Annotated in this window: 26 protein-coding genes; 21 read left to right on the forward strand and 5 right to left on the reverse strand. The window is 61.5% G+C overall.

Annotated features, from left to right (window positions below):
- Positions 1–146 precede the first annotated feature (146 nt).
- The 7 genes from PRI8871_RS08725 to PRI8871_RS08755 all read left to right on the forward strand — a co-directional run bounded on the left by PRI8871_RS08725 (position 147) and on the right by PRI8871_RS08755 (position 7,450).
- Positions 147–1,325: an aspartate aminotransferase family protein gene (locus PRI8871_RS08725; protein WP_108885787.1), complete on the forward strand. Its 1,179-nt coding sequence runs from the start codon at positions 147–149 to the stop codon at positions 1,323–1,325.
- An 88-nt stretch (positions 1,326–1,413) separates the two neighbouring features.
- The gene (gene argF, locus PRI8871_RS08730; RefSeq protein WP_108885788.1) at positions 1,414–2,340 is read left to right on the forward strand and encodes an ornithine carbamoyltransferase; all 927 of its coding nucleotides are present in this window, start codon (positions 1,414–1,416) and stop codon (positions 2,338–2,340) included.
- A 165-nt stretch (positions 2,341–2,505) separates the two neighbouring features.
- Positions 2,506–4,941 carry an ATP-dependent helicase HrpB gene (gene hrpB / locus PRI8871_RS08735; RefSeq protein ID WP_108885789.1) on the forward strand — a complete coding sequence of 812 codons (2,436 nt, stop codon included), beginning with the start codon at positions 2,506–2,508 and terminating at the stop codon, positions 4,939–4,941.
- 102 nt (positions 4,942–5,043) lie between these two features.
- Complete coding sequence (gene meaB / locus PRI8871_RS08740) at positions 5,044–6,039, forward strand: methylmalonyl Co-A mutase-associated GTPase MeaB (protein WP_108885790.1); 996 nt, start codon at positions 5,044–5,046, stop codon at positions 6,037–6,039.
- Between the two features lie 130 nt (positions 6,040–6,169).
- On the forward strand, positions 6,170–6,460 hold the full coding sequence (rpmB, locus tag PRI8871_RS08745) for a 50S ribosomal protein L28 (RefSeq protein ID WP_108885791.1): 291 nt from the start codon (positions 6,170–6,172) through the stop codon (positions 6,458–6,460).
- Between the two features lie 138 nt (positions 6,461–6,598).
- Positions 6,599–6,949, forward strand: coding sequence for a hypothetical protein (locus tag PRI8871_RS08750; protein WP_108885792.1), 351 nt, complete (start codon positions 6,599–6,601; stop codon positions 6,947–6,949).
- 39 nt (positions 6,950–6,988) lie between these two features.
- Entirely contained in the window at positions 6,989–7,450 is a 462-nt protein-coding gene (locus PRI8871_RS08755) for a copper chaperone PCu(A)C (RefSeq protein WP_108885793.1), read from the forward strand.
- A gap of 9 nt (positions 7,451–7,459) precedes the next feature.
- Here PRI8871_RS08755 and PRI8871_RS08760 read toward each other — a convergent pair whose 3' ends face one another.
- Positions 7,460–8,146 carry an NAD-dependent deacylase gene (locus tag PRI8871_RS08760; RefSeq protein ID WP_108885794.1) on the reverse strand — a complete coding sequence of 229 codons (687 nt, stop codon included), beginning with the start codon at positions 8,144–8,146 and terminating at the stop codon, positions 7,460–7,462.
- Positions 8,147–8,193: 47 nt separating this feature from the next.
- On the opposite strand from PRI8871_RS08760, the gene PRI8871_RS08765 reads away from it, so the two are divergent.
- On the forward strand, positions 8,194–8,649 hold the full coding sequence (locus tag PRI8871_RS08765) for a low molecular weight protein-tyrosine-phosphatase (protein WP_108885795.1): 456 nt from the start codon (positions 8,194–8,196) through the stop codon (positions 8,647–8,649).
- Here the strand turns inward: PRI8871_RS08765 and PRI8871_RS08770 are convergent.
- The 4 genes from PRI8871_RS08770 to lepA all read right to left on the reverse strand — a co-directional run bounded on the left by PRI8871_RS08770 (position 8,634) and on the right by lepA (position 11,893).
- Positions 8,634–8,819 (reverse strand): hypothetical protein, encoded by a 186-nt coding sequence (locus PRI8871_RS08770; protein WP_108885796.1) that lies wholly within the window; start codon positions 8,817–8,819, stop codon positions 8,634–8,636. The two genes, PRI8871_RS08765 and PRI8871_RS08770, sit on opposite strands and share 16 nt — an antisense overlap.
- Positions 8,820–8,996: 177 nt before the next feature.
- Positions 8,997–9,428 carry a DsrE family protein gene (locus tag PRI8871_RS08775; RefSeq protein ID WP_108885797.1) on the reverse strand — a complete coding sequence of 144 codons (432 nt, stop codon included), beginning with the start codon at positions 9,426–9,428 and terminating at the stop codon, positions 8,997–8,999.
- A gap of 59 nt (positions 9,429–9,487) precedes the next feature.
- On the reverse strand, positions 9,488–9,970 hold the full coding sequence (locus tag PRI8871_RS08780; RefSeq protein ID WP_108885798.1) for a cytochrome b: 483 nt from the start codon (positions 9,968–9,970) through the stop codon (positions 9,488–9,490).
- 120 nt (positions 9,971–10,090) lie between these two features.
- The gene (gene lepA / locus PRI8871_RS08785) at positions 10,091–11,893 is read right to left on the reverse strand and encodes a translation elongation factor 4 (protein WP_108885799.1); all 1,803 of its coding nucleotides are present in this window, start codon (positions 11,891–11,893) and stop codon (positions 10,091–10,093) included.
- A gap of 243 nt (positions 11,894–12,136) precedes the next feature.
- On the opposite strand from lepA, the gene PRI8871_RS08790 reads away from it, so the two are divergent.
- The 13 genes from PRI8871_RS08790 to PRI8871_RS08855 all read left to right on the forward strand — a co-directional run bounded on the left by PRI8871_RS08790 (position 12,137) and on the right by PRI8871_RS08855 (position 24,328).
- The gene (locus tag PRI8871_RS08790; RefSeq protein ID WP_108885800.1) at positions 12,137–13,438 is read left to right on the forward strand and encodes a hypothetical protein; all 1,302 of its coding nucleotides are present in this window, start codon (positions 12,137–12,139) and stop codon (positions 13,436–13,438) included.
- A 124-nt stretch (positions 13,439–13,562) separates the two neighbouring features.
- Positions 13,563–13,913, forward strand: a complete 351-nt coding sequence (locus PRI8871_RS08795) for a hypothetical protein (protein WP_108885801.1) — start codon at positions 13,563–13,565, stop codon at positions 13,911–13,913.
- A gap of 97 nt (positions 13,914–14,010) precedes the next feature.
- Positions 14,011–14,637, forward strand: coding sequence for a hypothetical protein (locus PRI8871_RS08800; protein WP_108885802.1), 627 nt, complete (start codon positions 14,011–14,013; stop codon positions 14,635–14,637).
- Between the two features lie 23 nt (positions 14,638–14,660).
- On the forward strand, positions 14,661–15,053 hold the full coding sequence (ybgC, locus tag PRI8871_RS08805) for a tol-pal system-associated acyl-CoA thioesterase (RefSeq protein ID WP_108885803.1): 393 nt from the start codon (positions 14,661–14,663) through the stop codon (positions 15,051–15,053).
- Between the two features lie 99 nt (positions 15,054–15,152).
- Positions 15,153–15,848 (forward strand): protein TolQ, encoded by a 696-nt coding sequence (tolQ, locus tag PRI8871_RS08810; protein ID WP_108885804.1) that lies wholly within the window; start codon positions 15,153–15,155, stop codon positions 15,846–15,848.
- A gap of 3 nt (positions 15,849–15,851) precedes the next feature.
- Positions 15,852–16,322 (forward strand): protein TolR, encoded by a 471-nt coding sequence (gene tolR, locus PRI8871_RS08815; protein WP_108885805.1) that lies wholly within the window; start codon positions 15,852–15,854, stop codon positions 16,320–16,322.
- Between the two features lie 9 nt (positions 16,323–16,331).
- Positions 16,332–17,474 carry a cell envelope integrity protein TolA gene (gene tolA, locus PRI8871_RS19560; RefSeq protein ID WP_181389413.1) on the forward strand — a complete coding sequence of 381 codons (1,143 nt, stop codon included), beginning with the start codon at positions 16,332–16,334 and terminating at the stop codon, positions 17,472–17,474.
- Positions 17,471–18,793, forward strand: coding sequence for a Tol-Pal system beta propeller repeat protein TolB (gene tolB / locus PRI8871_RS08830; protein WP_108885807.1), 1,323 nt, complete (start codon positions 17,471–17,473; stop codon positions 18,791–18,793). Before tolA ends, tolB begins: the two co-directional genes overlap by 4 nt.
- Positions 18,794–18,830: 37 nt before the next feature.
- Positions 18,831–19,358 carry a peptidoglycan-associated lipoprotein Pal gene (gene pal, locus PRI8871_RS08835; protein ID WP_108885808.1) on the forward strand — a complete coding sequence of 176 codons (528 nt, stop codon included), beginning with the start codon at positions 18,831–18,833 and terminating at the stop codon, positions 19,356–19,358.
- Positions 19,359–19,377: 19 nt separating this feature from the next.
- Positions 19,378–20,196, forward strand: coding sequence for a tol-pal system protein YbgF (ybgF, locus tag PRI8871_RS08840; protein ID WP_108885809.1), 819 nt, complete (start codon positions 19,378–19,380; stop codon positions 20,194–20,196).
- Positions 20,193–21,467, forward strand: a complete 1,275-nt coding sequence (gene tilS / locus PRI8871_RS08845) for a tRNA lysidine(34) synthetase TilS (RefSeq protein ID WP_108885810.1) — start codon at positions 20,193–20,195, stop codon at positions 21,465–21,467. The genes ybgF and tilS overlap by 4 nt, the downstream gene beginning before the upstream one ends.
- A 76-nt stretch (positions 21,468–21,543) precedes the next feature.
- Positions 21,544–23,454, forward strand: coding sequence for an ATP-dependent zinc metalloprotease FtsH (ftsH, locus tag PRI8871_RS08850; RefSeq protein WP_108885811.1), 1,911 nt, complete (start codon positions 21,544–21,546; stop codon positions 23,452–23,454).
- Positions 23,455–23,557: 103 nt separating this feature from the next.
- Positions 23,558–24,328 (forward strand): methyltransferase domain-containing protein, encoded by a 771-nt coding sequence (locus tag PRI8871_RS08855; protein WP_108885812.1) that lies wholly within the window; start codon positions 23,558–23,560, stop codon positions 24,326–24,328.
- Positions 24,329–24,356 lie beyond the last annotated feature (28 nt).

A 24,356-nucleotide genomic window follows, 5' to 3' on the forward strand; every position in this document is an offset into this window, starting at 1 on the left:
AACTGGCAATCATCCGACGAGCCTAAGCTCTCATTCCCGCACCATCCCCGGTGCGCCTGCCGCCATTTGGCCCATCCCCCTATCAAAACTTGACTTGGCCCCGCGCCCTTGGCACCAATCGGGCTTCCATTCCTGAGGACAAATCCATGATCCCATCCGTATTGCCGACCTATATTCGCGCCCCTCTGCATTTCGTCAAAGGTGAAGGCAGCTGGCTGATTGAGGAAGACGGACGCCGATTTCTGGATCTGGGATCGGGCATCGCGGTGAACGTTCTGGGCCATGCCAATCCCGATCTGGTGGCCGCGCTGACCGAACAGGCCAACGCGCTTTGGCATGTCTCGAACCTCTATGAGATCCCGCAGCAGGAAAAGCTGGCCAAGAAATTGGTCGACAACACCTTTGCTGACACCGTGTTCTTTACGAACTCGGGCACTGAGGCATGCGAGCTGGCGGTCAAAATGGCGCGTAAGTACTGGTACGAACAAGGCCAGAAGGAAAAGACCGACATCATCACCTTCTCTGGCTGTTTCCATGGCCGGTCCTCGGCGGCCATCGCAGCCTCAGGCGCGGAAAAAATGGTCAAAGGCTTCGGCCCGGTTCTGCCCGGCTTCGTGCACCTGCCGTGGGGCGATCACGACGCGCTGAATGCCGCGATCACCGACACCACCGGCGCAATCCTGATCGAACCCGTCCAAGGCGAAGGCGGCATCCGCCCCGTTCCCGCGCAATGCCTCAAGGGCCTGCGCGACCTTTGTGACGAAAAAGGCATCCTGTTGATCTTCGACGAAGTGCAATGCGGCATGGGCCGGACAGGCAAGCTCTTTGCCCATGAATGGGCCGGCGTGACCCCCGATATCATGATGGTCGCCAAAGGCATCGGCGGCGGCTTCCCGCTGGGCGCGGTTCTGGCCACCGAAGAGGCGGCACAGGGCATGGTCGCTGGCACGCACGGCTCCACCTATGGCGGCAACCCGCTGGCCTGCGCTGTGGGCAACGCCGTGATGGACAAGGTCTCCGACCCGGCCTTCCTCGATGAAGTGAACCGCAAGGCGGGCCTGCTGCGCCAAAAGCTAGAAGGCCTCGTCGCCGCCCACCCCGATGTCTTCGAAGCCGTGCGCGGTGAGGGCCTGATGATCGGCCTCAAGTGCAAAATCGCCCCCGGCGATCTTGTGAAAGCGGGCTACGACAACCTCGTCATCACCGTCCCGGCGGCCGACAATGTGGTCCGCCTTCTGCCGCCGCTCAACCTGACCGAAGATGACATCGCCGAGGCCGCAACCCGCCTCGACAAGGCCGCCGCCCAAGCGGCCCCGCAGGGATAACGCACCGCGCCCCTGTCATTTTCTGACCTGAAATATCCCGGGGGTCCGGGGGCAGCGCCCCCGGCTCCGGCACCCGAAAAGAACCGACATGAACCACTTTCTTGATATCCACACCACAGACAAAGCCGATCTTCGGCGGATCATCGATCAGGCCCGCGCCACGAAAGAAGCGCGCAGCGGCAAACCCAAAGCGACACTAGACGATGACCAACCGCTCAAGGACCGGATGGTCGCGCTGATCTTCGAAAAACCCTCGACCCGCACCCGCGTGTCGTTCGACGTCGGCGTGCGCCAGATGGGCGGCCAGACCATGGTGCTCTCGGGCAGCGATATGCAGCTGGGCCACGGTGAAACCATCGCCGACACCGCCCGCGTCCTAAGCCGCTATGTCGATATGATCATGATCCGCACCTTCGACGAATCCGTGCTGCATGAAATGGCTGAACACGCCACCGTGCCGGTCATCAATGGCCTGACGGACCGCACTCACCCCTGCCAGATCATGGCCGATATCCTGACCTTCGAAGAACATCGCGGCCCGATCGCGGGCAAAAAGGTGGTCTGGTCCGGCGACGGCAACAATGTCTGCGCCTCGTTCCTGCATGCCGCGGCGCAATTCGGCTTTGACCTCACCTTCACAGGCCCCGTCCAGCTTGACCCCGAGATGGAGTTCGTCGGCCTTGCCCGCAACGCCGGTGTCGAGGTCTGCATTGAACGTGATGCGTTCAAAGCCGTCGAAGGCGCAGACCTGATCGTCACCGACACTTGGGTGTCGATGCATGATGCCCAATCCTCGCGCGAACGGCGCCACAACATGCTGCGCCCCTATCAGGTCAACACCGACCTGATGAAAGCGGCAAAACCTGACGCGCTGTTCATGCATTGCCTGCCTGCCCACCGCGGCGAAGAGGCCACCTCCGAAGTCATGGACGGGCCGAACTCGGTCATCTTCGACGAGGCCGAAAACCGCCTGCATGCCCAAAAGGCCATCATGCGCTGGTGCGTTGAAGGCTAACCATATCCGCGCCCGGTTCCGATCCGCATTCGAAAACCGGGCGCGTCCCCCTGCTTCTTCTCTTTGATAAATACCGCCGGGGGTGAATTGGGCGAAAGGCCCAAGAGGGGGCAGCGCCCCCTGCGCCGCTTGACACAAGGCGCAAAACACGGCCCATACGGGCCCATGCGTTTGCCCATCGATCCCATCCTGCCTGACCTGATCGCCGCCCTCAAATCTGAAGGGCGCGCCGTGCTGCAAGCACCGCCCGGCGCGGGGAAAACCACGCGTGTGCCGCTGGCGATGTTGGACGCAGGGTTGACCCAAGGCCGCATCCTGATGCTTGAACCCCGCCGTTTGGCGGCGCGGGCGGCGGCGGAACGCATGGCCGATACGCTGGGTCAGCAGCCGGGGCAGACCGTGGGTTACAGGGTACGGGGCGATGCGAAGGTCTCCAGATCCACCCGGATCGAAGTGGTCACCGAAGGCATCCTGACCCGGATGATCCAATCCGACCCCGAACTCAACGGCGTCGGGGCGGTGATCTTTGACGAATTTCACGAACGTTCGCTCAATGCCGATCTGGGCCTTGCGCTTTGCCTCGAAATCGCAGGGGCCTTGCGCGATGATCTGATTTTGGTGGCGATGTCCGCAACGCTTGATGCCGCACCGGTGGCCGAGCTGATGCAGGCCCCGATCCTGACTTCTGAGGGGCGCAGCTTTCCGGTTGAGATGATCTGGCAGGACAAACCGCTGTCCAAAGACGCGCGTTATGAGGACGCTGTCGCCGCGCAGGTGATTGAGGCCGCGCGCCTGCGCAAGGGCGGCATTCTGGTGTTCCTGCCGGGCGAGGGCGAAATCCGCCGGGTTGAGGCGCGCCTCAAGGGCAAATTGCCCGGTGATTGTGTCGTTCAGCCCCTGTTCGGCGCGATGGACTTTTCCCGGCAGCGCGAGGCGGTGCAGCCACTCGCCCATGGGCGCAAGGTGGTGCTGGCGACCTCGATTGCCGAAACCTCGCTGACCATTCCTGATATCCGCATTGTCATTGATGGCGGGCGGGCGCGGCGGGCGCGGTTTGATCCCGGCTCTGGCATGTCGCGGCTGGTGACAGAACGTGTCACCCGCGCCGAGGCCGAACAGCGGGCCGGTCGCGGCGGCCGCGTGGCCGAAGGCACCTGTTTCCGGCTTTGGACCAAGGGCGAGGAGGGCAGCCTGCACGCCTTCCCTCCGGCTGAAATTGAGGCCGCCGATCTGTCGGGGCTGGCGTTGGAACTGGCGCTTTGGGGCGCGGGGCCTGAGGATCTGCCGCTTTTGACCCGCCCGAACCCCGGCGCCTTTGCCGAGGCGCAGCGCCTGTTGCAGATGCTGGGCGCGTTGGATGCGTCGGGCGGGATCACGGACCATGGGCGCAGGCTGGTTGGCTTGCCGCTGCACCCGCGCCTTGCGCATATGCTGGCCACGACCGGGTCTGAGGCCGCGCCGCTGGCCGCGCTCTTGGCCGACCGCGATCCGCTGAAAGGTGCGCCTGGTGATTTGCTGCTGCGGCTTGAGGCGCTGAAAGATACCCGCAGGTTTATGCAGGCCCGGCCCTATGGCGTGAATCGCCCCGCGCTTGACCGTATCCGCGCCGAGGCCAAGCGCCTGTCCAAGGGTGCGTCTGGCCGCGATGGGCTGTCGCCCGCGCAGATGGCCGCCTTGGCCTATCCTGACCGTGTGGGCCTGCACCGCAAGGGCGATGCGCCACGGTTCCAACTGTCTGGCGGCAAGGGGGCGATTCTGGATGCGGGCGATCCGCTGGCCGGGATGCGCCTGATCGTGGCGACGGATCTTGATGGCAACCCGCGTGAGGCGCGTATCCGGCAAGCGATTGCCATCACCGAAGGCGAAATTCGAGATCTGTTCGCCGATCAAATCGCATGGCAGGACACCTGCGAATGGTCCAGGCGCGACCGCCGCGTTGTGGCCCGCCAGCAGGAAATGTTCGGGGCAATCGCGCTGGATGACCGGCTTTGGAAAGACGCGCCGCCCGATAGCGTGGCCTTGGCGATGCTGGACGGGGTGCGCGATCTGGGTCTGCGGTTCTCGGACGCGGCGGCGCGATTCCGGGCGCGGGTGCTCTTGGCCCGCGAAGCCGACGAGAGCCTGCCTGACCTTGGCGATGATGCGCTGATGGCCGATCTGGAAGGGTGGCTTTTGCCGCATCTGTCCGGCCAGCGCAGCGCCGAGGACTGGAAGCGGTTCGATCTTCTGGAGCCGTTGCGGGCGATGCTGGATTGGGATGCGCTGCAACGGCTGGATCAATTGGTGCCTGCCAATTTCACCACGCCCTTGGGGCGCAAGGTGCCGATCGATTATTCCGGCGACCACCCCGAGGTCGCCCTGCGCCTGCAAGAACTGTTCGGCCAGACCCGGCATCCGATGGTGGGCAAACGGCCCTTGCGGCTGACGCTTTTGTCGCCCGCGCAGCGGCCCGTTCAGACGACGATGGATCTGCCCGGATTTTGGTCGGGGTCTTATGAGGACGTGCGCAAAGATATGCGTGCGCGCTATCCCCGGCACCCTTGGCCCGAAGATCCGACCGTCGCCGATCCGACCCTGCGTGCCAAACCGCGCGGCACCTGACCCTGCGTGAGCGCTAAACCCGCCAAAGGGGACAGGGGGCCGCAGGTCCTGCACTGGACATCCCGCACTTGGGCGGGCATCTGAAAGGCATGGAGGTGGCCGATGGATACTGCTGACTTGGCAAAACGCATTCTGGCGGGCGAACGCCGTGCCTTGGCGCGGGCGATCACGCTGGTGGAAAGTTCGCGCAGCGATCACCGGACGCAAGCGCTAGAGCTGCTCGATGCGCTGCGCAGCCACGACCGCGAAGCATTGCGTATTGGTCTGTCTGGCACGCCGGGCGTCGGCAAATCCACCTTTATCGAATCGTTTGGCTGTATGCTGACTGCGCAGGGGCTGAAAGTTGCCGTTCTGGCGGTGGACCCGTCTTCGGCGCGGTCTGGCGGGTCTATCTTGGGCGATAAAACCCGGATGGAGCGTCTGTCGCGCGACCGCAACGCCTTTATCCGCCCGTCGCCGTCGCAGTCGCACCTTGGCGGTGTGGCCCGCCGCACGCGCGAAGCGATTGATCTGTGCGAGGCCGCGGGCTTTGACGTGATTCTGATCGAGACGGTGGGCGTTGGCCAATCCGAAACCGTTGTCGCGGAAATGTCGGATCTGTTCTTGCTGTTGCTGGCCCCTGCGGGCGGCGATGAATTGCAGGGCGTCAAACGCGGCATCATGGAAATGGCCGACCTGATTATCGTCAACAAGGCCGATGGCGATCTTAAGGCCACCGCAACCCGCACCTGCGCCGATTATGCCGGTGCGCTGCGCCTTCTGCGCAAACGTCCACAAGATCCCGAAGGCTTCCCCAAGGCGTTGACCGTGTCGGCCATTCAGGAAAACGGGCTGGATCAGGCTTGGGCCGAGATGACCGCGCTGGCCGACTGGCGCCGCGACAGTGGCAACTGGGCCGGGCGGCGTGCTGCACAGGCGCGATACTGGTTCGAGGCCGAAGTGCGCGAAGGTCTGCTGGCCCGTCTGCGCCGCGAACCCGTGCGCGGGGCCATGTCGGCACTGGCCGTTCAGGTTGAGAACGGAGAGGTCGCGCCCACCGCCGCCGCCGAGCAGCTTCTGAGCATGTATTTGCAGACAACCGTGGCCGAGGCCAGCTGATCGCCGCTTCGGCACTTGACGCTTTGATGACAAGGCAATATGGAAGCCCGACGAGATTCCGGGCGCCCCTTTGGCGCCCTTTGATATTGGAGCGAGTCGCCGCTCGCCCGGACAAGATGAGGATAGATCCATGTCGCGAGTTTGCGAACTGACCGGTAAAGGCCCGATGACTGGCAACAACGTCAGCCATGCTAACAACAAGACCCGTCGCCGTTTTCTGCCGAACCTGAATGACGTGACGCTGCAGTCCGAAACGCTGGGCCGTGGCATCAAAATGCGCATTTCGGCATCCGCGCTGCGCAGCGTTGACCACCGTGGTGGTCTGGACAAGTTCCTGGCCAAAGCCAAGGATACCGAGCTGTCGTCGAACGCTCTCAAAGTCAAAAAAGAAATCGCGAAAGCTCAGGCCGCTAAGGCCTAATTAGATTTCGCTTTGTCTGGGTTAAATCAGCCGTCTCAGCTTGGGGCGGCTGATTTCCGTTTAAGGGCAGGGGTTTATGCCAATGGTGCGGCGGTTATGTCGCGTTGTTTGCTAGCCCAGACTGCCTAGATTTCCCCTATGACCTATCGTCTGAGCTTCCTTGGCAAATGGCTTTTGGCCGCTGTCGTGCTGATGACCAGCATGCAGATGGCCATTGCACGCGGCACGCCCGCGCCTGCCGGGGCGATGGTGATCTGTGCAGGGCAGGGCGTTGTTACGGTTTACGTCGATGAAAACGGCGAACCGGTCGCGACCCCGTATATCTGCCCCGATTGTGCGCTGACGCTGTTTCAGGCGATTGCGCCGGATGTGCCTGCCGCCGATCGCAGCGCCACTTGGGTTCGTATTGCCTTTGGCATTTCCGATATCGACGGCGTGTCATCCCCTGTGGCTGAGCCCCACGCGCGTGGCCCCCCTTGTGTTGTCTGAGCTTTGACCTGATTCTCTGACACATAAGGACCATACAAAATGATGACCAAATTCCTGGCCGGTATCGCCGCCGTGACCCTTGCTGCGCCCGCTTTTGCGGATATCGAAGTTCATGATGCCTATGCCCGCAGCGCATCGCCTAGCGCCAAAACCGGCGCGGCCTTTATGGCGATCATGAACACCTCTGATGCCGATGACCGCTTGATCGATGTCCGGTCGGATGCGGCGAAAAAGGTGGAACTGCACACCCATATCGCCAATGGCGAAGGCGTGATGCGCATGGTGCATGTCGCCGAAGGCTTTGCCATCCCAGCGGGGGAAACCCACATGCTGGCCCGTGGCGGCGATCACGTGATGTTCATGGGATTGACGGTGCCGTTTGAACAGGGCGCGATGGTACCCGTGACGCTGATCTTTGAACAGGCGGGCGAAATCACCATCGACGTGCCCGTTGATCTGGAGCGTAAGCCGGACGCGGCCATGCACAAGATGTCGCACTAACGGTGCGGCCTAGGCCAGCAGGCTGTCCACCCAGCGTGGCACAACCTGACTGGCCGGGCCGACCAGATGGTCGCGGAAGGCATGGGATGTATCACTGTCCCGCAGATTGATTTCCAGCGTATGCGCCCCGGCATAGTTGGCCTCTTGCACGAAGCCCGCCGCCGGATAGACCTGCCCCGAGGTGCCGATGGCCACGAACAGGTCGCACTCGGCGATGTGATCGGCGATTGTGTCCATGTGATAAGGCATTTCGCCAAACCACACGATGTCCGGGCGGCCTGTCGGTGCTTTGCAGGCTGGGCAAGGCTCGCCCACCGACATTTCCAGCGGCGCGGGCCAGCGGTGGTCACAGGCGGCGCAGAGCGCGCCTGACAGCTCTCCATGCATGTGGATCGCGGTGCTGCCCGCCATTTCGTGCAGCCCGTCCACGTTCTGCGTCACGATCGTCACGTCAAACCCATCGGCCTGTTGCAGCCGTGCCAGCGCGTGATGCGCAGCATTGGGCGTGGCGGCGGCGGCCTGCGCACGGCGGGCGTTGTAGAACCCGTGCACCAGCGCGGGGTTGCGGGCAAAGCCTTCGGGGGTGGCCACGTCCTCAATCCGGTGCTGCGCCCATAGCCCGCCTTCATCGCGGAAGGTGCCTAGCCCGCTTTCGGCGGAAATTCCTGCACCTGTCAGAAGGACGATCTTGGGCATTGGCCTAACGCTCCGTTCATGGGACAACCAGACGCAAGGAGCGCCGCATGACCCATCGTATTCTCTTCGTCTGTCTTGGCAATATCTGCCGGTCCCCAAGCGCCGAAGGCGTGGTGCACTATCTGGCGCAGGCGCGGGGCATGGATGTGGCGTTGGACAGCGCAGGCACAGGCGCGTGGCACGTCGGAGAGCCGCCCTACGGCCCTATGCAGACGGCAGCGCAGCGGCGGGGGTATGACCTGTCGGGCCTGCGGGCGCGGCAGGTCAAGCCTAAGGATTTCCACGACTTCGACCTGATTTTGGCGATGGACAGCGACAACTTGACCGATCTGCGTGCGATCCAGCCCAAAGATTGCCGGGCCGAGCTGCGCTTGTTCCTGGACTATGCGCCGGATTGCGGCCTGACCGATGTGCCGGACCCCTATTACACCCGCAGATTTGACGAAACGCTGGATTTGGCCGAACAGGCCGGGCGGGGCCTGTTGGATCAGCTTTCGCGGTAAAGCCTGCGGGCCAGAAGGTAGGACACCGGAATCGCCAGACCTGCGCCCGCTGCGGCGGCGGTCAATAAGGCTGCCAGCGATGTCGCGCCACTGACCAGCGCCACGACCACGGCCGTTCCTGCCAAGGTGGTTGAGAGCAGCGAAAAGATCAGGCTGGCCAGACGGAACATTCGGATTGCCTTTCGGTGGGGATAGGCCCCCTAGAAATGGGAGGGGCGGTGGAGTGAAGCACCCCTCTCGCTCCGCTCAACACCGCCCGGATTCCGGTTATGAACCGGAAACTTGATCTGCCAGTCGTGGTAGATCGGTTTCCGGCCCAGCACTTTGACCTGAGTCAAATTCTTGGCTTATGGGCGCACGTAGGCGTATCCGTTTTCCTGAAGTTCGATCAGGCGCACCACGCCGGATGGGGTGACCACTGCCTCGCTCATCAAGGCGACGTCGTGACCGGCCTTTTTCGACATGCCGCGCAGAGTGTTGCCACATGCGGCAAAGGTCAGGCTGTCGCCCATTTCAAGGCTCATGGCGCTGATACGGTCGGCAACCGGGCTTTTGCCCTCGACGAACATATTCAGGCCGGGGCCATAGGCGACCAATTCGATCACCACGGTATCGCCTTGGCTGTCGTAGTAGTTGCGGACGTTCTGAACATTGTTCAGCGCCATATTCATCACCTGCGGGTCGTTTTCATCGACATGCACAGCGACGCGATGGGTTTGCCCCTCTGCGAAGGCCGAGGTGGCCGCGACAAAGGCCGCGACCGTCAGTAGGTGTTTCATGGTATCCTCCCTGTTTTATAGAGAGATCGTACCATCACATATGAATATGACCAGAGATTTTAGCTGGCTCGTTTCATCCGGGCCATCAGATTGGTCTTCAGCACGAATTGATGAAACAGCGCCGCCGCGACGTGCAGGATAATAAGCAGCATCAGCAGTGACTTCAGCACGTCGTGCACGTCGCCTGCCGGGATGATCTGCCCGCCCCACGCGGCCATGCCTGAAACCGGCACCGCCAGCATCAAGGCATAGAGCAGGAAATGCGTCACATGCGCGGCTTTCTGCATCAAAGGCGGTTCTTCTGCAGGGAGGGGTGGCACGCCACGAGTGAAGCGCAGCACCAGCCGCCACACTACCAACGCGATGATCAGCAGACCGCTGATGACATGCTGCGCGGCCAGTGGCGTCATGGTTTTTTCGCCGCCGCGCACAAAGATGTTCCAAGCAGCGCTGATGCCATCGGGAAGAATGAATTGCAGGGCAATCAAAAGGACAACGGCCCAGTGCAGGATGATCTGGGTTCGGGAATAGTGGGTGGGCATGGGATTGGCTCCGGTTGAACACGCGCGCAGAAGTCACATGGGATGCCGGACAAACAGTTACAATGTTTGGAATATGTCTGAGTCCATAAAAGAAAAGGGCCGCTTGCGCGGCCCCGTTCCTTAATCGTCCATTTTGAGGGCCGAGATAAACGCCTCTTGCGGGATCTCGACCTTGCCGAACTGGCGCATCTTCTTCTTACCGGCCTTCTGCTTTTCCAGCAGTTTTTTCTTACGCGTGGCGTCGCCGCCGTAACACTTGGCCGTCACGTCTTTGCGCAGGGCCGACAGGGTTTCGCGCGCAATCACCTTGCCGCCGATCGCCGCCTGAATGGGGATCTTGAACATGTGACGCGGGATCAGATCCTTCAGCTTTTCGCACATGGCCCGGCCACGCATTTCTGCGCGGTCGCGGTGAACCATGGTGGACAACGCATCGACCGGTTCGTCGTTCACGAGGATCTGCATCTTGACCAGATGGTCTTCGCGGTAGCCGGTCATCTGATAGTCAAAGCTGGCGTAGCCTTTGGTTACTGACTTCAGGCGGTCGTAGAAGTCAAACACCACTTCGTTCAGCGGCAGGTCATAGACGACCATCGCGCGGCTGCCCGCATAGGTCAGGTCTTCTTGGATGCCGCGGCGGTCCTGACACAGCTTCAGCACGTCGCCAAGATATTCGTCGGGCACAAGGATGGTTGCCTTGATGCGCGGCTCTTCGAGGTGGTCCACCTTCGACAGGTCGGGCATGTCGGCGGGGTTGTGCAGCTCGACCTTGGTGCCGTCTTTCATGAAGATGTGATAGATCACGCTGGGCGCGGTGGTGATCAGATCAATATCGTATTCGCGTTCGATCCGGTCACGGATCACCTCAAGGTGCAGCAGACCAAGGAACCCGCAGCGGAAGCCAAAGCCAAGCGCGGCCGAGGTTTCCATCTCAAAGCTGAAGGACGCATCGTTCAGCGCCAGTTTTTCAATTGCGTCGCGCAGATCTTCGAATTCGGCGCTGTCCACAGGGAACAGGCCACAGAACACCACCGGAACCGAAGGCTTAAAGCCCGGAAGCGGCTTTTCGCAGCCCTTCTTTTCGTGGGTGATCGTGTCGCCGACCTTGGTGTCACGCACCTGTTTGATCGACCCGGTCAGAAAGCCAATCTCGCCGGGGCCGAGTTCATCGACCGGCTGCATGGCCGGGCGGAACACGCCGATGCGGTCGACGCCGTATTTCGCGCCGGTCTGCATCATCTTGATGTTGTCGCCCTTTTTCAGAACGCCATCCATGATGCGCACCAGAACCACGACGCCCAGATAGCTGTCGTACCAGCTGTCGACCAGCATCGCCTTGAGCGGCGCGTTGCGGTCGCCCGAATGCGGCGGGGGCAGACGTTTGACGATGGCTTCCAGCACATCGGGGATGCCGACGCCGGTCTTGGCGGAAATCAGGCAGGCATCCGACGCATCGATGCCGATCACGTCTTCGATTTGTTCGGCCACGCGCTCAGGCTCGGCGGCGGGCAGGTCTACCTTGTTCAGCACCGGCACGATTTCGTGGTCGGCCTCAATCGCGGTGTAGACGTTTGCCAGCGTCTGCGCCTCAACCCCTTGCGAGGCGTCGACCACCAGCAGCGAGCCTTCGACCGCGCGCATGGAGCGGCTGACCTCATAGGCAAAGTCTACGTGTCCGGGCGTGTCGATCAGGTTGAGCACGTAATGCTCGCCGTCCTTGGCGACATAGTCGATACGGACGGTGTTGGCCTTGATGGTAATGCCCCGCTCGCGCTCGATGTCCATCGAGTCGAGAAGTTGTGCCTTCATGTCGCGTTCAGACACCGTGTTGGTGGACTGAATCAGCCGGTCGGCCAGGGTCGATTTCCCGTGGTCGATATGGGCGACGATAGCGAAGTTCCGGATGTGCGCGAGATCTGTCATGGACGGGGATATGATGCGGAATCCTGCGCCGGTCAAGGTGGGATATACGCACGGCCCTCCCTTGCCCGCAGGGTTTTGAGTGGCTGCGGTTGTGCGCGGCGGCGCGGCGGCGCGGTGGGTTGAAACCCCACCCTACGGCGGCGGCGCGTAGGGTGATGCGGGCGGGCGTCAGGCGCTGGTATTTTCGGGGGAGCCAGTGGTAGGATTGCGCGGATTGGTTGAGGGCTTTGCCGAGGAGAGGGAATGGCACTTGAACAAGGAGCAATGAACGCGCACGCACTGGTCGAAACAATTGAAAAATCATCCGAGCCAGTCCGGCGAGTACTCCTATTGCGTGCTGCCTTAAGGGCCTTGGTCTATGTCATTCGTTACAACGATTGGCCGCCGATGGAGAGAGATTGGCTTCGTCAAACTCAGGCTGAGGCGGTGCTTGGGTGTTGTCGGCTGCTTTTGGGTATGCAATGCGAGCTTGTTTTTGAAATGGGCTCAAGGACGAGCAGCCATCTTGCTCTTCTAGATCTATCTCGACTGTATCGACGTTTTGTTGCTGAATCCCCTATCCACAGCGCCACCGGTTTCGGGCTCCAGAGCATAATCTCAGCTGCGCGAGAGGATGTGTCTGAAACAATCTCAGCAATTCAATACGCCTCAATGTCGGACAAGCGAATGCGTTCGATGGACTTGGATGGGGCTATTGAGACCGATCAATTCCTGAAACCTCGCTTTTGGCTGAGAGCACCTCTCTACAAAGGTGACGTTGAGGTAATCTCAGAAATGGTAGAGGTCAGTCTGAGTGGCTCAATTTTCCGGGACGATCCGCGTTTCGCGTTCTTCGCCAGTTGGTACCAAGGAATGCTAGCAGGCAAGCCGCTGGACTGGGAGCTTCAGCGCCGCATTGCGACTGAGATTCCTCCTGAAATTTGGGAAGCAGGAATCGACGCCGTTGCGCCGGAGATTGCTCGGATTGAGGCGGAGTGGGAAAGCGGTCGCGAGGCTCAGGAACCTCGTTCACCTGAGTATGAGCCCAACTCCGTTGCGCATTTGTTTGACTATCCGTTGAGCGTGTCGGGCAATCTGACGGTTGCGGCGAATTCGATATCTGTTGGTTTCGAACAATTTCGCGCCGAGACCGGCCTCAATGAAACGCCCGAATTTTTGCAGCCCCTAGAAGCGATGTCTGCCAATATGGAGCGGATCGCGGCAATCGTTGGCGAGCAAGTCCGATCATCAATGACGGAACAGGCCCTGCGCGAAGAGATCGGGCGGTTGATGGCCAAGGTTGCCCATCTTGAGGCTGAACTGGCCAAGGCGAAAACAGATTTGGACCTTAAGTCGAAGCCTTGGTTCGGCAAAGCGGCAATTTTGTGCTCAGCCGCGGCTGGGTTGGGAACGGCGGTTTGGACACTCTCTGGCGATGAGATTGGTGCAAAGAAGCGGATGGAAACGCTGGCGGAATACTGGGAGGTTGGTAAGGGGCTGTTCAACACAGCACCGGTCGAAGGTCCAGCCCCCAAGCCTCAGCTTCCGCCGGCGACTGACGTATAGGCCCCATCCCCCCAAAATCCCCCGATTGAAAAACCGGCCCCGCTCAGGCAAGTTGGGGGCGGGACAGAGTTTGGCCGGAAGATGCGGGAGAACCCGTGCGCAGGCCCAAAGCAGAGCAGGCAGAATGAGACTGATTACCATTTTCATCATGGTGGCCCTAGTGGCCAGTTGTGGCGGGGGCAAGCGGCGCGCGCCTCAGCCAACGGGGCAAGTGACGCGCTTTTCCTCGGGACCGATTTCGCAGGCGTGTATGGCCAGCGACCGCAAGGCGCGGAACCCGCAGCTGTGCGGCTGTATCCAGACGGTGGCGAATATGTCGCTCAGCCCGTCGGACCAGCGCCGCGCGACCAAGTTCTTTGCCGATCCGCATCAGGCGCAGGTGGTCCGGCAATCGGACAGTTCGATCAACGAAGCCTTCTGGCGTCGGTATGTCGAATTTGCCGACCGGGCCGAAAGCGGCTGTCAGGGGTACTGAGCGGGCGGGCTTCTTGCTTGAAGTCGCGCCGCGCACCGGGATAGACCCCTTAGCAGCGCTGCGGCGCGACTGAGGGGCTATCTGCCGGAGGACTGAGATGTCGGTTGACGCGGTTACCAAACTGTTTACCCGTTCCGACGGGGCCTATCACTTTGCCCGCTGGGGCCGCCCGATAGCGCCTATCGTGTTCGGCGTGCAGGATGAAACGCTGAGCGTGGTCAAAAGCGCGTTTGAGGCGGTGACGGGTATGGTGGGCCATCCGATGGCCGAAACCGACCCTGAGCTTGGCTCAAACCTGATGATGTTCTTTTTCCGCGACTGGTCAGAGTTGCTGGAGGTGCCGGACCTTGGTCAGATGATCGACGGGCTGGAGGGCATGGTGGCCCGGCTGTCTGCGGCGAAGGCCACGCAGTACCGCGTGTTCCGGTTTGACGATGACGGGGCGATCAAGGCCTGTTTCGTCTTTGTGCGGATGGACAAGTCGCTGGCCGATCTGCCCGCCGATGCGCTGGTGCTGTCGCAGGTGATTCAGGCCTTTGTACTGTGGTCCGACGCCGCTTTTGCAGACCGGTCGGTGCTGGGCGCGTTGCCCGATGGGCGGCTGGTGCTGCGCCCCGATATCGTCAATGTGGTCCGTGCGGCCTATGATCCGGTGATGCCCGCCGTGGCGCATGATGCCAGCCACGCGATGCGGCTTGCCGCGCGTCTGCCCGCCGGGGCCTGAGCCCGCAGATACAGGAGCCTGCCATGACACCGCACCGTTTTCCGATCCGGGTCTATTACGAAGACACCGATATGGCTGGGATCGTCTATCATGCCAATTACCTGAAATTCATCGAACGCGCCCGGTCTGACTGGGTTCGCGGGCTGGGCATTGACCAGCGCCAGATGAAGGAAGAAGACGGTCTGGTTTTTGTCGTGCGCCGGATTGAGGCCGACTACATCGCCTCGGCCCATTTTGATGACACGCTTGAGGTGGTGACCACGACGCGAACCGTTACCGCGGCGCGGCTGATCATGCACCAAGAGGTGATGCGCGGCAAAGATCTGGTGTTTCAGGCCGAAGTGACGGTGGTTTGCGTCAATGAAACCGGCCATCCCGCGCGGCTTCCGGCGAATATTCGCCTTTTGCTGCACTGATCGGCGCAAACATAGCAATTCTATAGCCTTTGCCTTTGGGATCGGATAGAGTCAGGCCCAACAGAGCCTGAAACAGGCCGATTAGCAAAGAGCAGGCTAATGGAAGCAGAAACACTAGCCCTGACGCAGCAGATTGATTTCTCGCTGTTCGGGCTGTTCGCACGTGCATCGCTGACCGTGAAACTGGTGATGATTCTTTTGATCCTCGCTTCGTTTTGGGCGTGGTCGATCATCGTGCAAAAGACGATCCTTTATAAACGTGCCCGTTGGGAAGCATCGCGGTTTGACCGGGCCTTTTGGTCGGGTGAGCCGCTGGATGAGCTGTATGACCAGATTGGCGCCGATCCCAGTGGCCGGGCGGAACAGGTCTTTGCCGCCGGCATGACAGAATGGCGCCGGTCGCATCGGGATGACGGCGGGCTGATCCCCAATGCCCATGCGCGGATAGATCGGTCGATGGATGTGGCCATTGCCAAGGCGGGCGAAGGTCTGAACAAGGGCCTGCCGGTGCTGGCAACGGTCGGATCGACCGCGCCGTTTATCGGCCTTTTTGGCACCGTCTGGGGCATCATGAGCGCCTTTATCGAAATCGCCGAAGCGCAGAACACCAACCTGGCCGTTGTGGCCCCCGGCATTGCCGAGGCGCTTTTGGCCACGGGTTTGGGTCTGCTTGCGGCCATTCCGGCGGTGATCTTCTATAACAAGCTAAGCGCCGATAGCGACCGGCTGGTTGCCGGCTACGAAGCCTTTGCCGATGAATTCTCGACCATCCTAAGCCGCCAGTTGGACAGCTGAACGATGGGTGCGCAGCTCGCCAAAAAACGCAGTGCCTCACGGCGGCGAAGCCGTCGTGGTGGCTTTCAGCCAATGGCCGAAATCAACGTCACGCCGTTTGTGGACGTGATGTTGGTGCTGCTGATCATCTTCATGGTGGCCGCCCCGTTGATGACGGTTGGCGTGCCGGTGGAATTGCCCAAAACCTCGGCGGCGTCCTTGCCGTCTGAGAATGAGGAACCATTGACCGTAACAGTGACTGCCGACGGTGTGGTGATGATCCAGACAACCGAAGTGACCCGCGAAGATCTGGTCAACCGGCTGCGGGCCATCGCGGCGGAACGGTCGGATGACCGGATTTTCCTGCGGGCCGATGGGTCGGTGCCGTATAATACGGTGGCTCAGATCATGGGCGCGCTGAATGCGGGCGGGTTTTCGTCAATCGGGCTGGTGACTGACACCGGCGGCCCGAAGCTTGACGGATCGGACGGCTGAGGCGGTCGCGTGCATATCGGGCACTATATCTCAGGCGCGGGGCACATCGGCCTGATTGGCTGGCTGTTGCTGGGCCCTTTGTTCACGGCAGAGCCTCTGCCGATGAATGTCACACCCGTGTCGATCGTCACGGCTGAAGAATTCGCGGCCATCGTGCAGCAGACCGAACCGCCGCAGGCCGAAACCGAAATCGCCGCGCCCACCGTGCCGGATGCGCCGGAAACCCCGGTCCAGCCAACGCCGGAACCTGAGCCTGCGCCAACACCTGTGCCCACGCCGCCAGAACCGGACCGGCCCGCCACGCCTGAACCCGAACCGCAGCCTGCGCCCGAGCCGGACCCAGAGCCTGTGCCGGAGGCTGAACCTGTTCCGGTTCCCGAACCGCAGCCCGAGCCGGAACCAGACCCTGTGCCAGAGCCGCCCGCGCCTGAACCGGTGCCGCAGGTGCTTGCGCCCAAAGATTCCCCACGTCCGCAGGCCCGCCCTGCGCCGCGTGTCGCGGCCCGCCCCGAAGAGGCCCCGGAACCCGACGCCGTGATCGCGCTTGAAAAGCAGGACGCGGCCCGCCCGGATGAAACCGCCGAGCAGGTGCAGGACAGCCCCGAGAAAACCGCCCCGCAAGAGGCCTCGACCCAGATCGCGACCGAACAAACCCCGGAAGGCCAGCAATTGGCCCCCGTGACCTCGGCCCGTCCCAAGGCGCGGCCCCCGTCGGCCCGCCCGACCGAAACGGCTGAGGCGTCCAAGGCTGATCCGGCAAAGGACGCGCTGAACGCTGCGTTGGAGAAAGCCATGAGCGGCAACGCCCCGCAGGCTGAAACCCGTACCGGCCCGCCGCTGACTGAAGGCGAACGCGATGTGCTGCGTCTGGCCGTTCAGGACTGCTGGACCGTCGATGTGGGCAGTCAGGCCGCCAGCGTGACCGTCACGCTGGGTATGAAAATGGACCGTGATGGCCGTGTGCAATCGGGGTCTTTGAAACTTCTGTCGTCGTCCGGTGGGTCTGGCGCGGCAGCCGAAACCGCCTTCCAGGCTGCCCGCCGTGCTGTGCTAAGATGTCAGCGCGACGGCTATGAATTGCCGATCGAGAAGTACGATCAGTGGAAGGACATTGAAATGACCTTCGATCCTGCGACAATGAGATTGAGATGAAACACATTGTTACTGCCTGCCTAATCGCACTGACTGCTGTGCTGGGGGCCGCTCAGGTCCAAGCGCAAGGCGGTCCGCTGCGGATCACCATCACCGAGGGCGTGGTTGAACCCATGCCCTTTGCGGTGCCGTCCTTTGTGCCGGAAAACGCCGCAGCCAACGGTGTTGCTGCGGATCTGTCGCGCGTCGTGGCCGAAGATCTGGTCGGAACGGGCCTGTTCAGGGAAATCCCGTCCAGCGCCCACATCAGCAAAGTCACCAGCTTTTCCAGCCCGATCCAGTTTCCTGATTGGAAAGCGATCAATTCCCAAGCGCTTATCACGGGTGCGGTGTCGGTGAACGGATCGCAACTGACGGTGAAATTCCGCGTCTATGACGTGTTCGCCGGGACAGAACTGGGCAAGGGCCTGCAATTTGCCGGAACGACCGATGGTTGGCGCCGGATGGCCCATAAAGTGGCCGATGCCGTCTATTCGCGCATCACCGGCGAGGGGGGCTATTTCGATAGCCGCGTCGTCTTCGTGTCGGAAACCGGCCCCAAGAACGACCGTAAGAAACGTCTGGCCATCATGGATTATGACGGCGCGAATCTTCAGTACCTGACGGACAGCAGTTCCATCGTGCTGGCCCCGCGCTTTTCGCCGACGGGCGACCGGGTGCTCTACACCAGCTATGCGACCGGTTTTCCCAAGATCTACGTCCTCAGCGTTGGCAATGTCCAAAGCCGCGCCTTGCAAGCGGGCGACGGCACCATGAGCTTTGCGCCGCGGTTTTCGCCCAATGGCAGCACCGTGGTCTATTCGCTGACCCAAGGGGCCAACACGGACATCTTCGCGATGGATCTGGGCAGCGGTCGCCAGTCGCGTCTGACCGATAGCCCTGCCATTGAAACAGCACCCAGCTTTTCGCCGGACGGCAGCCAGATCGTCTTTGAAAGCGACCGGTCTGGCACGCAGCAGCTTTATGTGATGTCCGCCAATGGCGGTGCAGCGCAGCGTATCAGCTTTGGGCAGGGGCGCTATGGCACGCCGGTTTGGTCGCCGCGCGGCGATATGATCGCCTTTACCAAACAGCACCAAGGCCGGTTCCACATCGGCGTGATGCGCACCGATGGCAGCGAGGAGCGTTTGCTCACAGCTTCTTTCCTTGACGAAGGCCCGACTTGGGCGCCCAATGGCCGTGTGCTAATGTTCACCCGCGAAAGTCAGGGCGCCGGTGGGCAGGCATCGCTTTATTCTGTGGACGTCTCGGGCCGGAACCTGAAGCGCGTTCGCACCCCCGGCGGGGCATCCGACCCGTCTTGGGGTCCGCTACAATAATATCGGTACATAACAACACGAGCAGGACAGAAACATCATGACCATGCTGAAAACACTAACACTATTGGGCGCTGCACTGGCCCTGACGGCTTGCGCGGATGCAGGCCGGTTCGGGCGCGGCAACGGCGACGACTTTGCCAACAATGGCGCAGGCGCTGGCTATAATGACACGCTGGGCGGCGGTCTTGGGGATCCGGCCTCGGCTGAATATTTCCAGCAGGCCATCGGCGACCGCGTGTTCTTTGTGGTCGATCAATCGTCCCTGACCCCTGAGGGCCGGGCAACGCTGGATGCGCAGGCATCGTGGCTCATGACCAACTCTGACTATCTGGCGGTGATCGAAGGCCACGCCGATGAACAGGGCACCCGCGAATACAACCTTGCACTTGGGGCGCGCCGCGCCAATGCTGTGATGGAATATCTGGTGTCGCGCGGTGTATCGTCGAACCGTCTGAAATTCGTCAGCTATGGCAAGGAACGCCCGGTTGAGGTCTGCTCGGACGAGTCGTGCTATTCCAAGAACCGCCGCGCCGTGACGATTATTTCGGCCAGCCTGAGCGGCTAAACTACAAAACGGGGGTGCCATGCGCATTCAAGCTGCCCTGATCGCCGGTCTTATCGGCATCTTGCCTATGTCGTCTGGGGCCGAAACCTTGGGCGACATCCGCCGTGATCTAGCAAGCCTGATGGATGAGGTTGCCAGCCTGAAGGCTGAACTGGATCCATCTGGCGCAGGCGGTGTTGCAGTTTCGGGGGCCGGGTATGACCGGGCCGTCGCGATTGAGGCAGAGCTTCAGCGCCTGACCGGCCTGACCGAAGAGATGGATTTCCGCATTCGTCAGGTCGTGAAGGATGGCACCAACCGTATCGGCGATCTTGAGTTCCGCATTTGTGAGCTTGAGCCGGGGTGCGACATCGGCAATCTGGGCAACCCGACGGCGCTTGGGGGCGGGTCTGTGCCCGCTGCCCCGTCAACGCCCGCAGCGACACGCCCGCCCCAAACAGACCGCCCGCAATTGGCCGTTGGTGAAGAAACAGACCTAAGGCGAGCCCAGGAGGCGCTCGCCAACGGTGACTTTCGCGGCGCCGCTGACCAGTTTACGGCCTTTCGCCAGACCTATCCGGGATCTCCGCTAGAACCCGAAGTCCTGATGGGGCTCGGGGCCGCGCTAGAGGGGCAGGGCGATGTGCGTGAAGCCGCCCGCGCCTATCTGGATGCGTTCTCGGGCTATCCCGACCATGAGGTCGCCCCGGCGGCCCTGACCAAGCTGGGTGCGTCGCTGGGTGCTTTGGGCAAAGTGGCCGAGGCTTGCGTCACTCTGGGCGAAGTCGGCGGGCGCTATCCCGACGCACCTGCCGTATCGGACGCTCAGGCGGAAATGGCACGCTTCGGCTGTTCATGACCTCGCTGGACGACCGCTTTGCAGCGGCGATGGGCCAGTTGCTTGGCCCGGATTTTCCCGATGATATCGCGCTGGCCGTGTCCGGCGGGGGCGACAGTATGGCGATGCTGTACCTTGCCCATAACTGGACGCGGGTCTGGGGCGTGCGCCTGCATGTCTGCACCGTCGATCATGGGTTTCGCCCTGAAGCGGCGGCAGAGGCGCAGTTGGTGGCCGATGAATGCGCGGTTCTGGGGTGGCCGCATGCCACGTTGCGCTGGCACTGGGATGGGCGCGGCAACAAAATGGATGCCGCGCGGCAAGGGCGGTTAGATGCAATCGGCCAATGGCGCGGGCAGGTCCGGCATGTTCTGGTCGCGCATACCAAGGACGATGTGGCCGAAACCTTTCTGATGCGCCTTGCGCGTGGGTCGGGGGTTGATGGGCTATCGGCGATGCAATCGCGCCGGACCGTGGCACAGGGGTTTGATGTGCTGCGCCCGTGCCTGGATATGCAGCGTGATGAACTGCGCCACTATTTGAAGGTTCTGCATGGCCGCTGGGTGGATGATCCGTCGAATGAAGATGACCATTACGACCGCGCCCGCATCCGGAAATTGCTGCCTGTATTGGCCGCCGAAGGACTGACGGTCGAGAACTTGGCGGCCACATCGGACCGCATGGGACGCGCGAAAGAAGCGCTGCGGCTGCGGGCGGCTGAGGCGTGGGACCAGATCGGAACCGCACCGCATCAGACCGGGGATTTGCTGTTTGCCCGCGACGGGTTCGAAGCGCTGGACCGCGACACGCAATTGCGCCTGTTGGCCGCCGCGCTGCAATTTGTCGCCAGCGCTGAATATCGCCCTCGGGCTGAACCGCTTGAGGCCTTGTTAGACCGGTTGCTTGGCGGTGGCGCGGGCACGTTGCACGGCTGCGAAGCCCGGTGCGAACGCGCCGCAATCCGGGTGTATCGCGAATTTGCGGCGCTTCAGGGCGCAACGCCCCACAAGTCGGGCGCATTGTGGGATAATCGCTGGCGTATTTGTTCCAGTTTGCAAGCTGACTTGCCGGACGTCACCGTCCGCGCCCTAGGCGAAGACGGTTGGCAACAAGTGGCGCAAAGGCCGCAAAACGCTCCGCCATTTCACGCCGCCCGCAGCCTGCCATCGCTTTGGCAGGGCGATAACCTGCTGGCCTGCGCTGCATTGGGGGTCGGCTCCGGCCATACCACCGATCTATGGCCCCTGGGCCGAGAGGCGTTTGGCTTCCGCCAATTCCTGCTTTCGCATTGAACATAGGCGGCGGATGTCTATGTTAACGGGCAACCCGACATGCGCGTGACATCACGCATCTATAGGAGCTTCCCCCTTGGGCAACGCAAGAAATATCGCTTTCTGGGTCGTTCTGTTCCTGCTGGTCATGGCCCTGTTCAATTTGTTCAGTGGCAGTGGAACCACGCTTCAGAGCCGAGAAATCAGCTATTCGGAGTTTATTCAGGCAGTTAACGACCGCACGGTCACATCTGTCACTCTGGACGGAGAGCAGATCCGCTATCGTGCGGCCGACGGCACCGATTACGTGACGGTTAAGCCGGAAGACGCTGAAATCACCCAACAGCTGATCGCCGATGGCATTCAGGTCCGCGCCGAACAGCAGGAACAGTCTGGTTTCCAGTCGTTCCTTGTGTCGCTTCTGCCGTTCCTGCTGCTGATTGGTGTGTGGATCTATTTCATGAACCGCATGCAGGGCGGCGGCAAAGGCGGGGCGATGGGCTTTGGCAAATCCAAGGCCAAACTGCTGACCGAAAAGCATGGCCGCGTGACCTTTGATGATGTCGCTGGCATCGATGAAGCCAAGGAAGAACTGCAAGAGATCGTCGAATTCCTGCGCAACCCGCAGAAATACAGCCGTCTTGGCGGCAAGATCCCTAAAGGCGCATTGCTTGTTGGCCCTCCGGGCACCGGTAAAACGTTGCTGGCACGCGCCATTGCGGGCGAAGCGGGCGTTCCGTTCTTCACCATCTCGGGTTCTGACTTTGTGGAAATGTTCGTGGGTGTCGGCGCAAGCCGTGTCCGTGACATGTTCGAACAGGCCAAGAAAAACGCGCCCTGTATTCTGTTCATCGACGAAATTGACGCCGTGGGCCGCGCCCGTGGGGCCGGTTATGGCGGTGGCAACGATGAGCGTGAGCAAACGCTGAACCAGTTGCTGGTTGAGATGGACGGCTTTGAAGCCAACGAAGGTATCATCATCGTTGCGGCCACCAACCGCCGCGACGTGCTTGACCCCGCCCTGCTGCGTCCGGGCCGTTTTGACCGTCAGGTCACGGTGCCGAACCCCGATATCAAAGGCCGCGAGAAGATCCTTGGCGTTCACGCCGCGAAAACGCCGCTTGGCCCGGATGTCGATCTGCGCATCATCGCGCGCGGCACGCCCGGTTTCTCGGGTGCCGATCTGGCGAACCTTGTGAACGAGGCCGCGCTGATGGCTGCCCGTGTGGGTCGCCGTTTCGTGACCATGATCGACTTTGAGAATGCGAAAGACAAAGTCATGATGGGCGCCGAGCGCCGCAGCATGGTTTTGACCGCCGATCAAAAGGAAAAGACCGCCTATCACGAAGCGGGCCACGCGATTGTGGGGCTGGAGTTGCCGCAGTGTGACCCGGTCTACAAAGCCACGATCATTCCGCGCGGTGGTGCGCTTGGTATGGTGGTTTCGCTGCCCGAGATTGACCGCCTGAACTGGCACAAGTCCGAGTGTGAGGAAAAGCTGGCCATGACCATGGCGGGCAAGGCGGCTGAGATCCTGAAATACGGGCCGGACAATGTGTCCAACGGTCCGGCAGGCGATATCCAACAGGCCTCGGCGCTGGCGCGTGCGATGGTGCTGCGTTGGGGCATGTCGGACAAGGTCGGCAACATCGACTATTCCGAAGCCCACGAAGGCTATCAAGGCAATACCGCGGGTCTGTCTGTGTCAGCCCATACGAAAGAGCTGATCGAGGAAGAGGTCAAACGCTTCATCGAAGATGCTTATCAGCGCGCCTACAAGATCCTGACGGACAAGAATGATGAGTGGGAGCGTCTGGCGCAGGGTCTGCTGGAATACGAAACGCTGACCGGCGAAGAGATCAAGCGCGTGGTCAAGGGCGAACCGCCCCATGCCAGCGACGACGACGGCGACAATGACGATACGCCGAGTGTCACGGCGATCCCCAAGACCAAGCCTAAGGCCAAGTCGAACGACGATGGCGGGCTGGAGCCAGAGCCGAGCGCCTGACACAAAACAAGCAATATTGACACAGGCCGGGCAAATGCCCGGCCTTTTCATTTTCGCACTTAATATTCTAAACTTCGCATGAGGTTTTTGGCATGAGGCATGAATGAGCGATTGGGATCCTGAGCTGTACAGCCGGTTCGCTGGCCCGCGCCTGCGCCCTGCGCTGGACTTGATCCGGGCGCTGCCTGCTTTGCCTGCGGGCGATGTGGTGGACCTTGGCTGCGGCAACGGCGCGGTCGGGCCAGCCCTAAGGCAACTGGGGCGGCGTCTGATCGGGGTCGATAACTCGGCCTCGATGCTTGGCGCGGCGCAGGATACGGGGGCTTATGATCGTTTGGAACTGGCCGATATCGCCACGTGGCAGCCCGAGGATAAGCCTGCGCTGATCTTCTCAAACGCGGCGCTGCATTGGCTGGGTGATCATGACGGCCTATTGCCGCGTTTGGCGGGTCTGCTGGCCCCCGGCGGGGTGTTGGCCGTGCAGGTGCCCAATCAGAACGACGCGCCATCCCATCAGCTGTGGTATGATCTGGCTACGGGCATGTTCCCCGGCCGCGTGTCGCAGGACGCCAGTCCCGGCATTCTGACGCCTGAGGCTTATCATACCTTGCTAACCCCGCTTGGGGCGCTGGATCTGTGGCAAACCCGGTATTTTCAGGTGCTTCCCGGCGGTGGCGATGGTCATCCTGTGCGCCGGTTCACGCAGTCGACCTTTGCCAAACCGGTGCTGGATCAACTGACGCCGACCGAAGAATCCGAGATCATCAGCGCCTATGAGGACCGGATCGAAGCCGAGTATAGCAAGGATGCCAAAGGGGCTGTGCTGTTTCCATTCAGGCGGCTTTTTTTCATCTTGAAATGTAGCGTGAAATGATCTTTTGAATGGCCAATGTTTGGGCAGG

The sequence above is a fragment of the Pseudoprimorskyibacter insulae genome, assembly GCF_900302505.1.
Lineage (GTDB): Bacteria > Pseudomonadota > Alphaproteobacteria > Rhodobacterales > Rhodobacteraceae > Pseudoprimorskyibacter > Pseudoprimorskyibacter insulae.

Bases quoted from the DNA above. Each gene is read 5' to 3' on its own strand.
- PRI8871_RS08790 (WP_108885800.1), top strand. From the start codon at position 12,137: ATGGCACTTGAACAAGGAGCAATGAACGCGCACGCACTGGTCGAAACA.
- argF (WP_108885788.1), top strand. From the start codon at position 1,414: ATGAACCACTTTCTTGATATCCACACCACAGACAAAGCCGATCTTCGG.
- PRI8871_RS08760 (WP_108885794.1), bottom strand. From the start codon at position 8,146: ATGCCCAAGATCGTCCTTCTGACAGGTGCAGGAATTTCCGCCGAAAGC.
- rpmB (WP_108885791.1), top strand. From the start codon at position 6,170: ATGTCGCGAGTTTGCGAACTGACCGGTAAAGGCCCGATGACTGGCAAC.
- PRI8871_RS08775 (WP_108885797.1), bottom strand. From the start codon at position 9,428: ATGAAACACCTACTGACGGTCGCGGCCTTTGTCGCGGCCACCTCGGCC.
- hrpB (WP_108885789.1), top strand. From the start codon at position 2,506: ATGCGTTTGCCCATCGATCCCATCCTGCCTGACCTGATCGCCGCCCTC.
- ybgF (WP_108885809.1), top strand. From the start codon at position 19,378: ATGCGCATTCAAGCTGCCCTGATCGCCGGTCTTATCGGCATCTTGCCT.
- PRI8871_RS08800 (WP_108885802.1), top strand. From the start codon at position 14,011: ATGTCGGTTGACGCGGTTACCAAACTGTTTACCCGTTCCGACGGGGCC.
- lepA (WP_108885799.1), bottom strand. From the start codon at position 11,893: ATGACAGATCTCGCGCACATCCGGAACTTCGCTATCGTCGCCCATATC.
- PRI8871_RS08725 (WP_108885787.1), top strand. From the start codon at position 147: ATGATCCCATCCGTATTGCCGACCTATATTCGCGCCCCTCTGCATTTC.
- ybgC (WP_108885803.1), top strand. From the start codon at position 14,661: ATGACACCGCACCGTTTTCCGATCCGGGTCTATTACGAAGACACCGAT.
- PRI8871_RS08795 (WP_108885801.1), top strand. From the start codon at position 13,563: ATGAGACTGATTACCATTTTCATCATGGTGGCCCTAGTGGCCAGTTGT.
- PRI8871_RS08855 (WP_108885812.1), top strand. From the start codon at position 23,558: ATGAGCGATTGGGATCCTGAGCTGTACAGCCGGTTCGCTGGCCCGCGC.
- PRI8871_RS08765 (WP_108885795.1), top strand. From the start codon at position 8,194: ATGACCCATCGTATTCTCTTCGTCTGTCTTGGCAATATCTGCCGGTCC.
- tilS (WP_108885810.1), top strand. From the start codon at position 20,193: ATGACCTCGCTGGACGACCGCTTTGCAGCGGCGATGGGCCAGTTGCTT.
- PRI8871_RS08750 (WP_108885792.1), top strand. From the start codon at position 6,599: ATGACCTATCGTCTGAGCTTCCTTGGCAAATGGCTTTTGGCCGCTGTC.
- meaB (WP_108885790.1), top strand. From the start codon at position 5,044: ATGGATACTGCTGACTTGGCAAAACGCATTCTGGCGGGCGAACGCCGT.
- pal (WP_108885808.1), top strand. From the start codon at position 18,831: ATGACCATGCTGAAAACACTAACACTATTGGGCGCTGCACTGGCCCTG.
- PRI8871_RS08755 (WP_108885793.1), top strand. From the start codon at position 6,989: ATGATGACCAAATTCCTGGCCGGTATCGCCGCCGTGACCCTTGCTGCG.
- tolB (WP_108885807.1), top strand. From the start codon at position 17,471: ATGAAACACATTGTTACTGCCTGCCTAATCGCACTGACTGCTGTGCTG.
- tolR (WP_108885805.1), top strand. From the start codon at position 15,852: ATGGGTGCGCAGCTCGCCAAAAAACGCAGTGCCTCACGGCGGCGAAGC.
- PRI8871_RS08780 (WP_108885798.1), bottom strand. From the start codon at position 9,970: ATGCCCACCCACTATTCCCGAACCCAGATCATCCTGCACTGGGCCGTT.
- PRI8871_RS08770 (WP_108885796.1), bottom strand. From the start codon at position 8,819: ATGTTCCGTCTGGCCAGCCTGATCTTTTCGCTGCTCTCAACCACCTTG.
- tolQ (WP_108885804.1), top strand. From the start codon at position 15,153: ATGGAAGCAGAAACACTAGCCCTGACGCAGCAGATTGATTTCTCGCTG.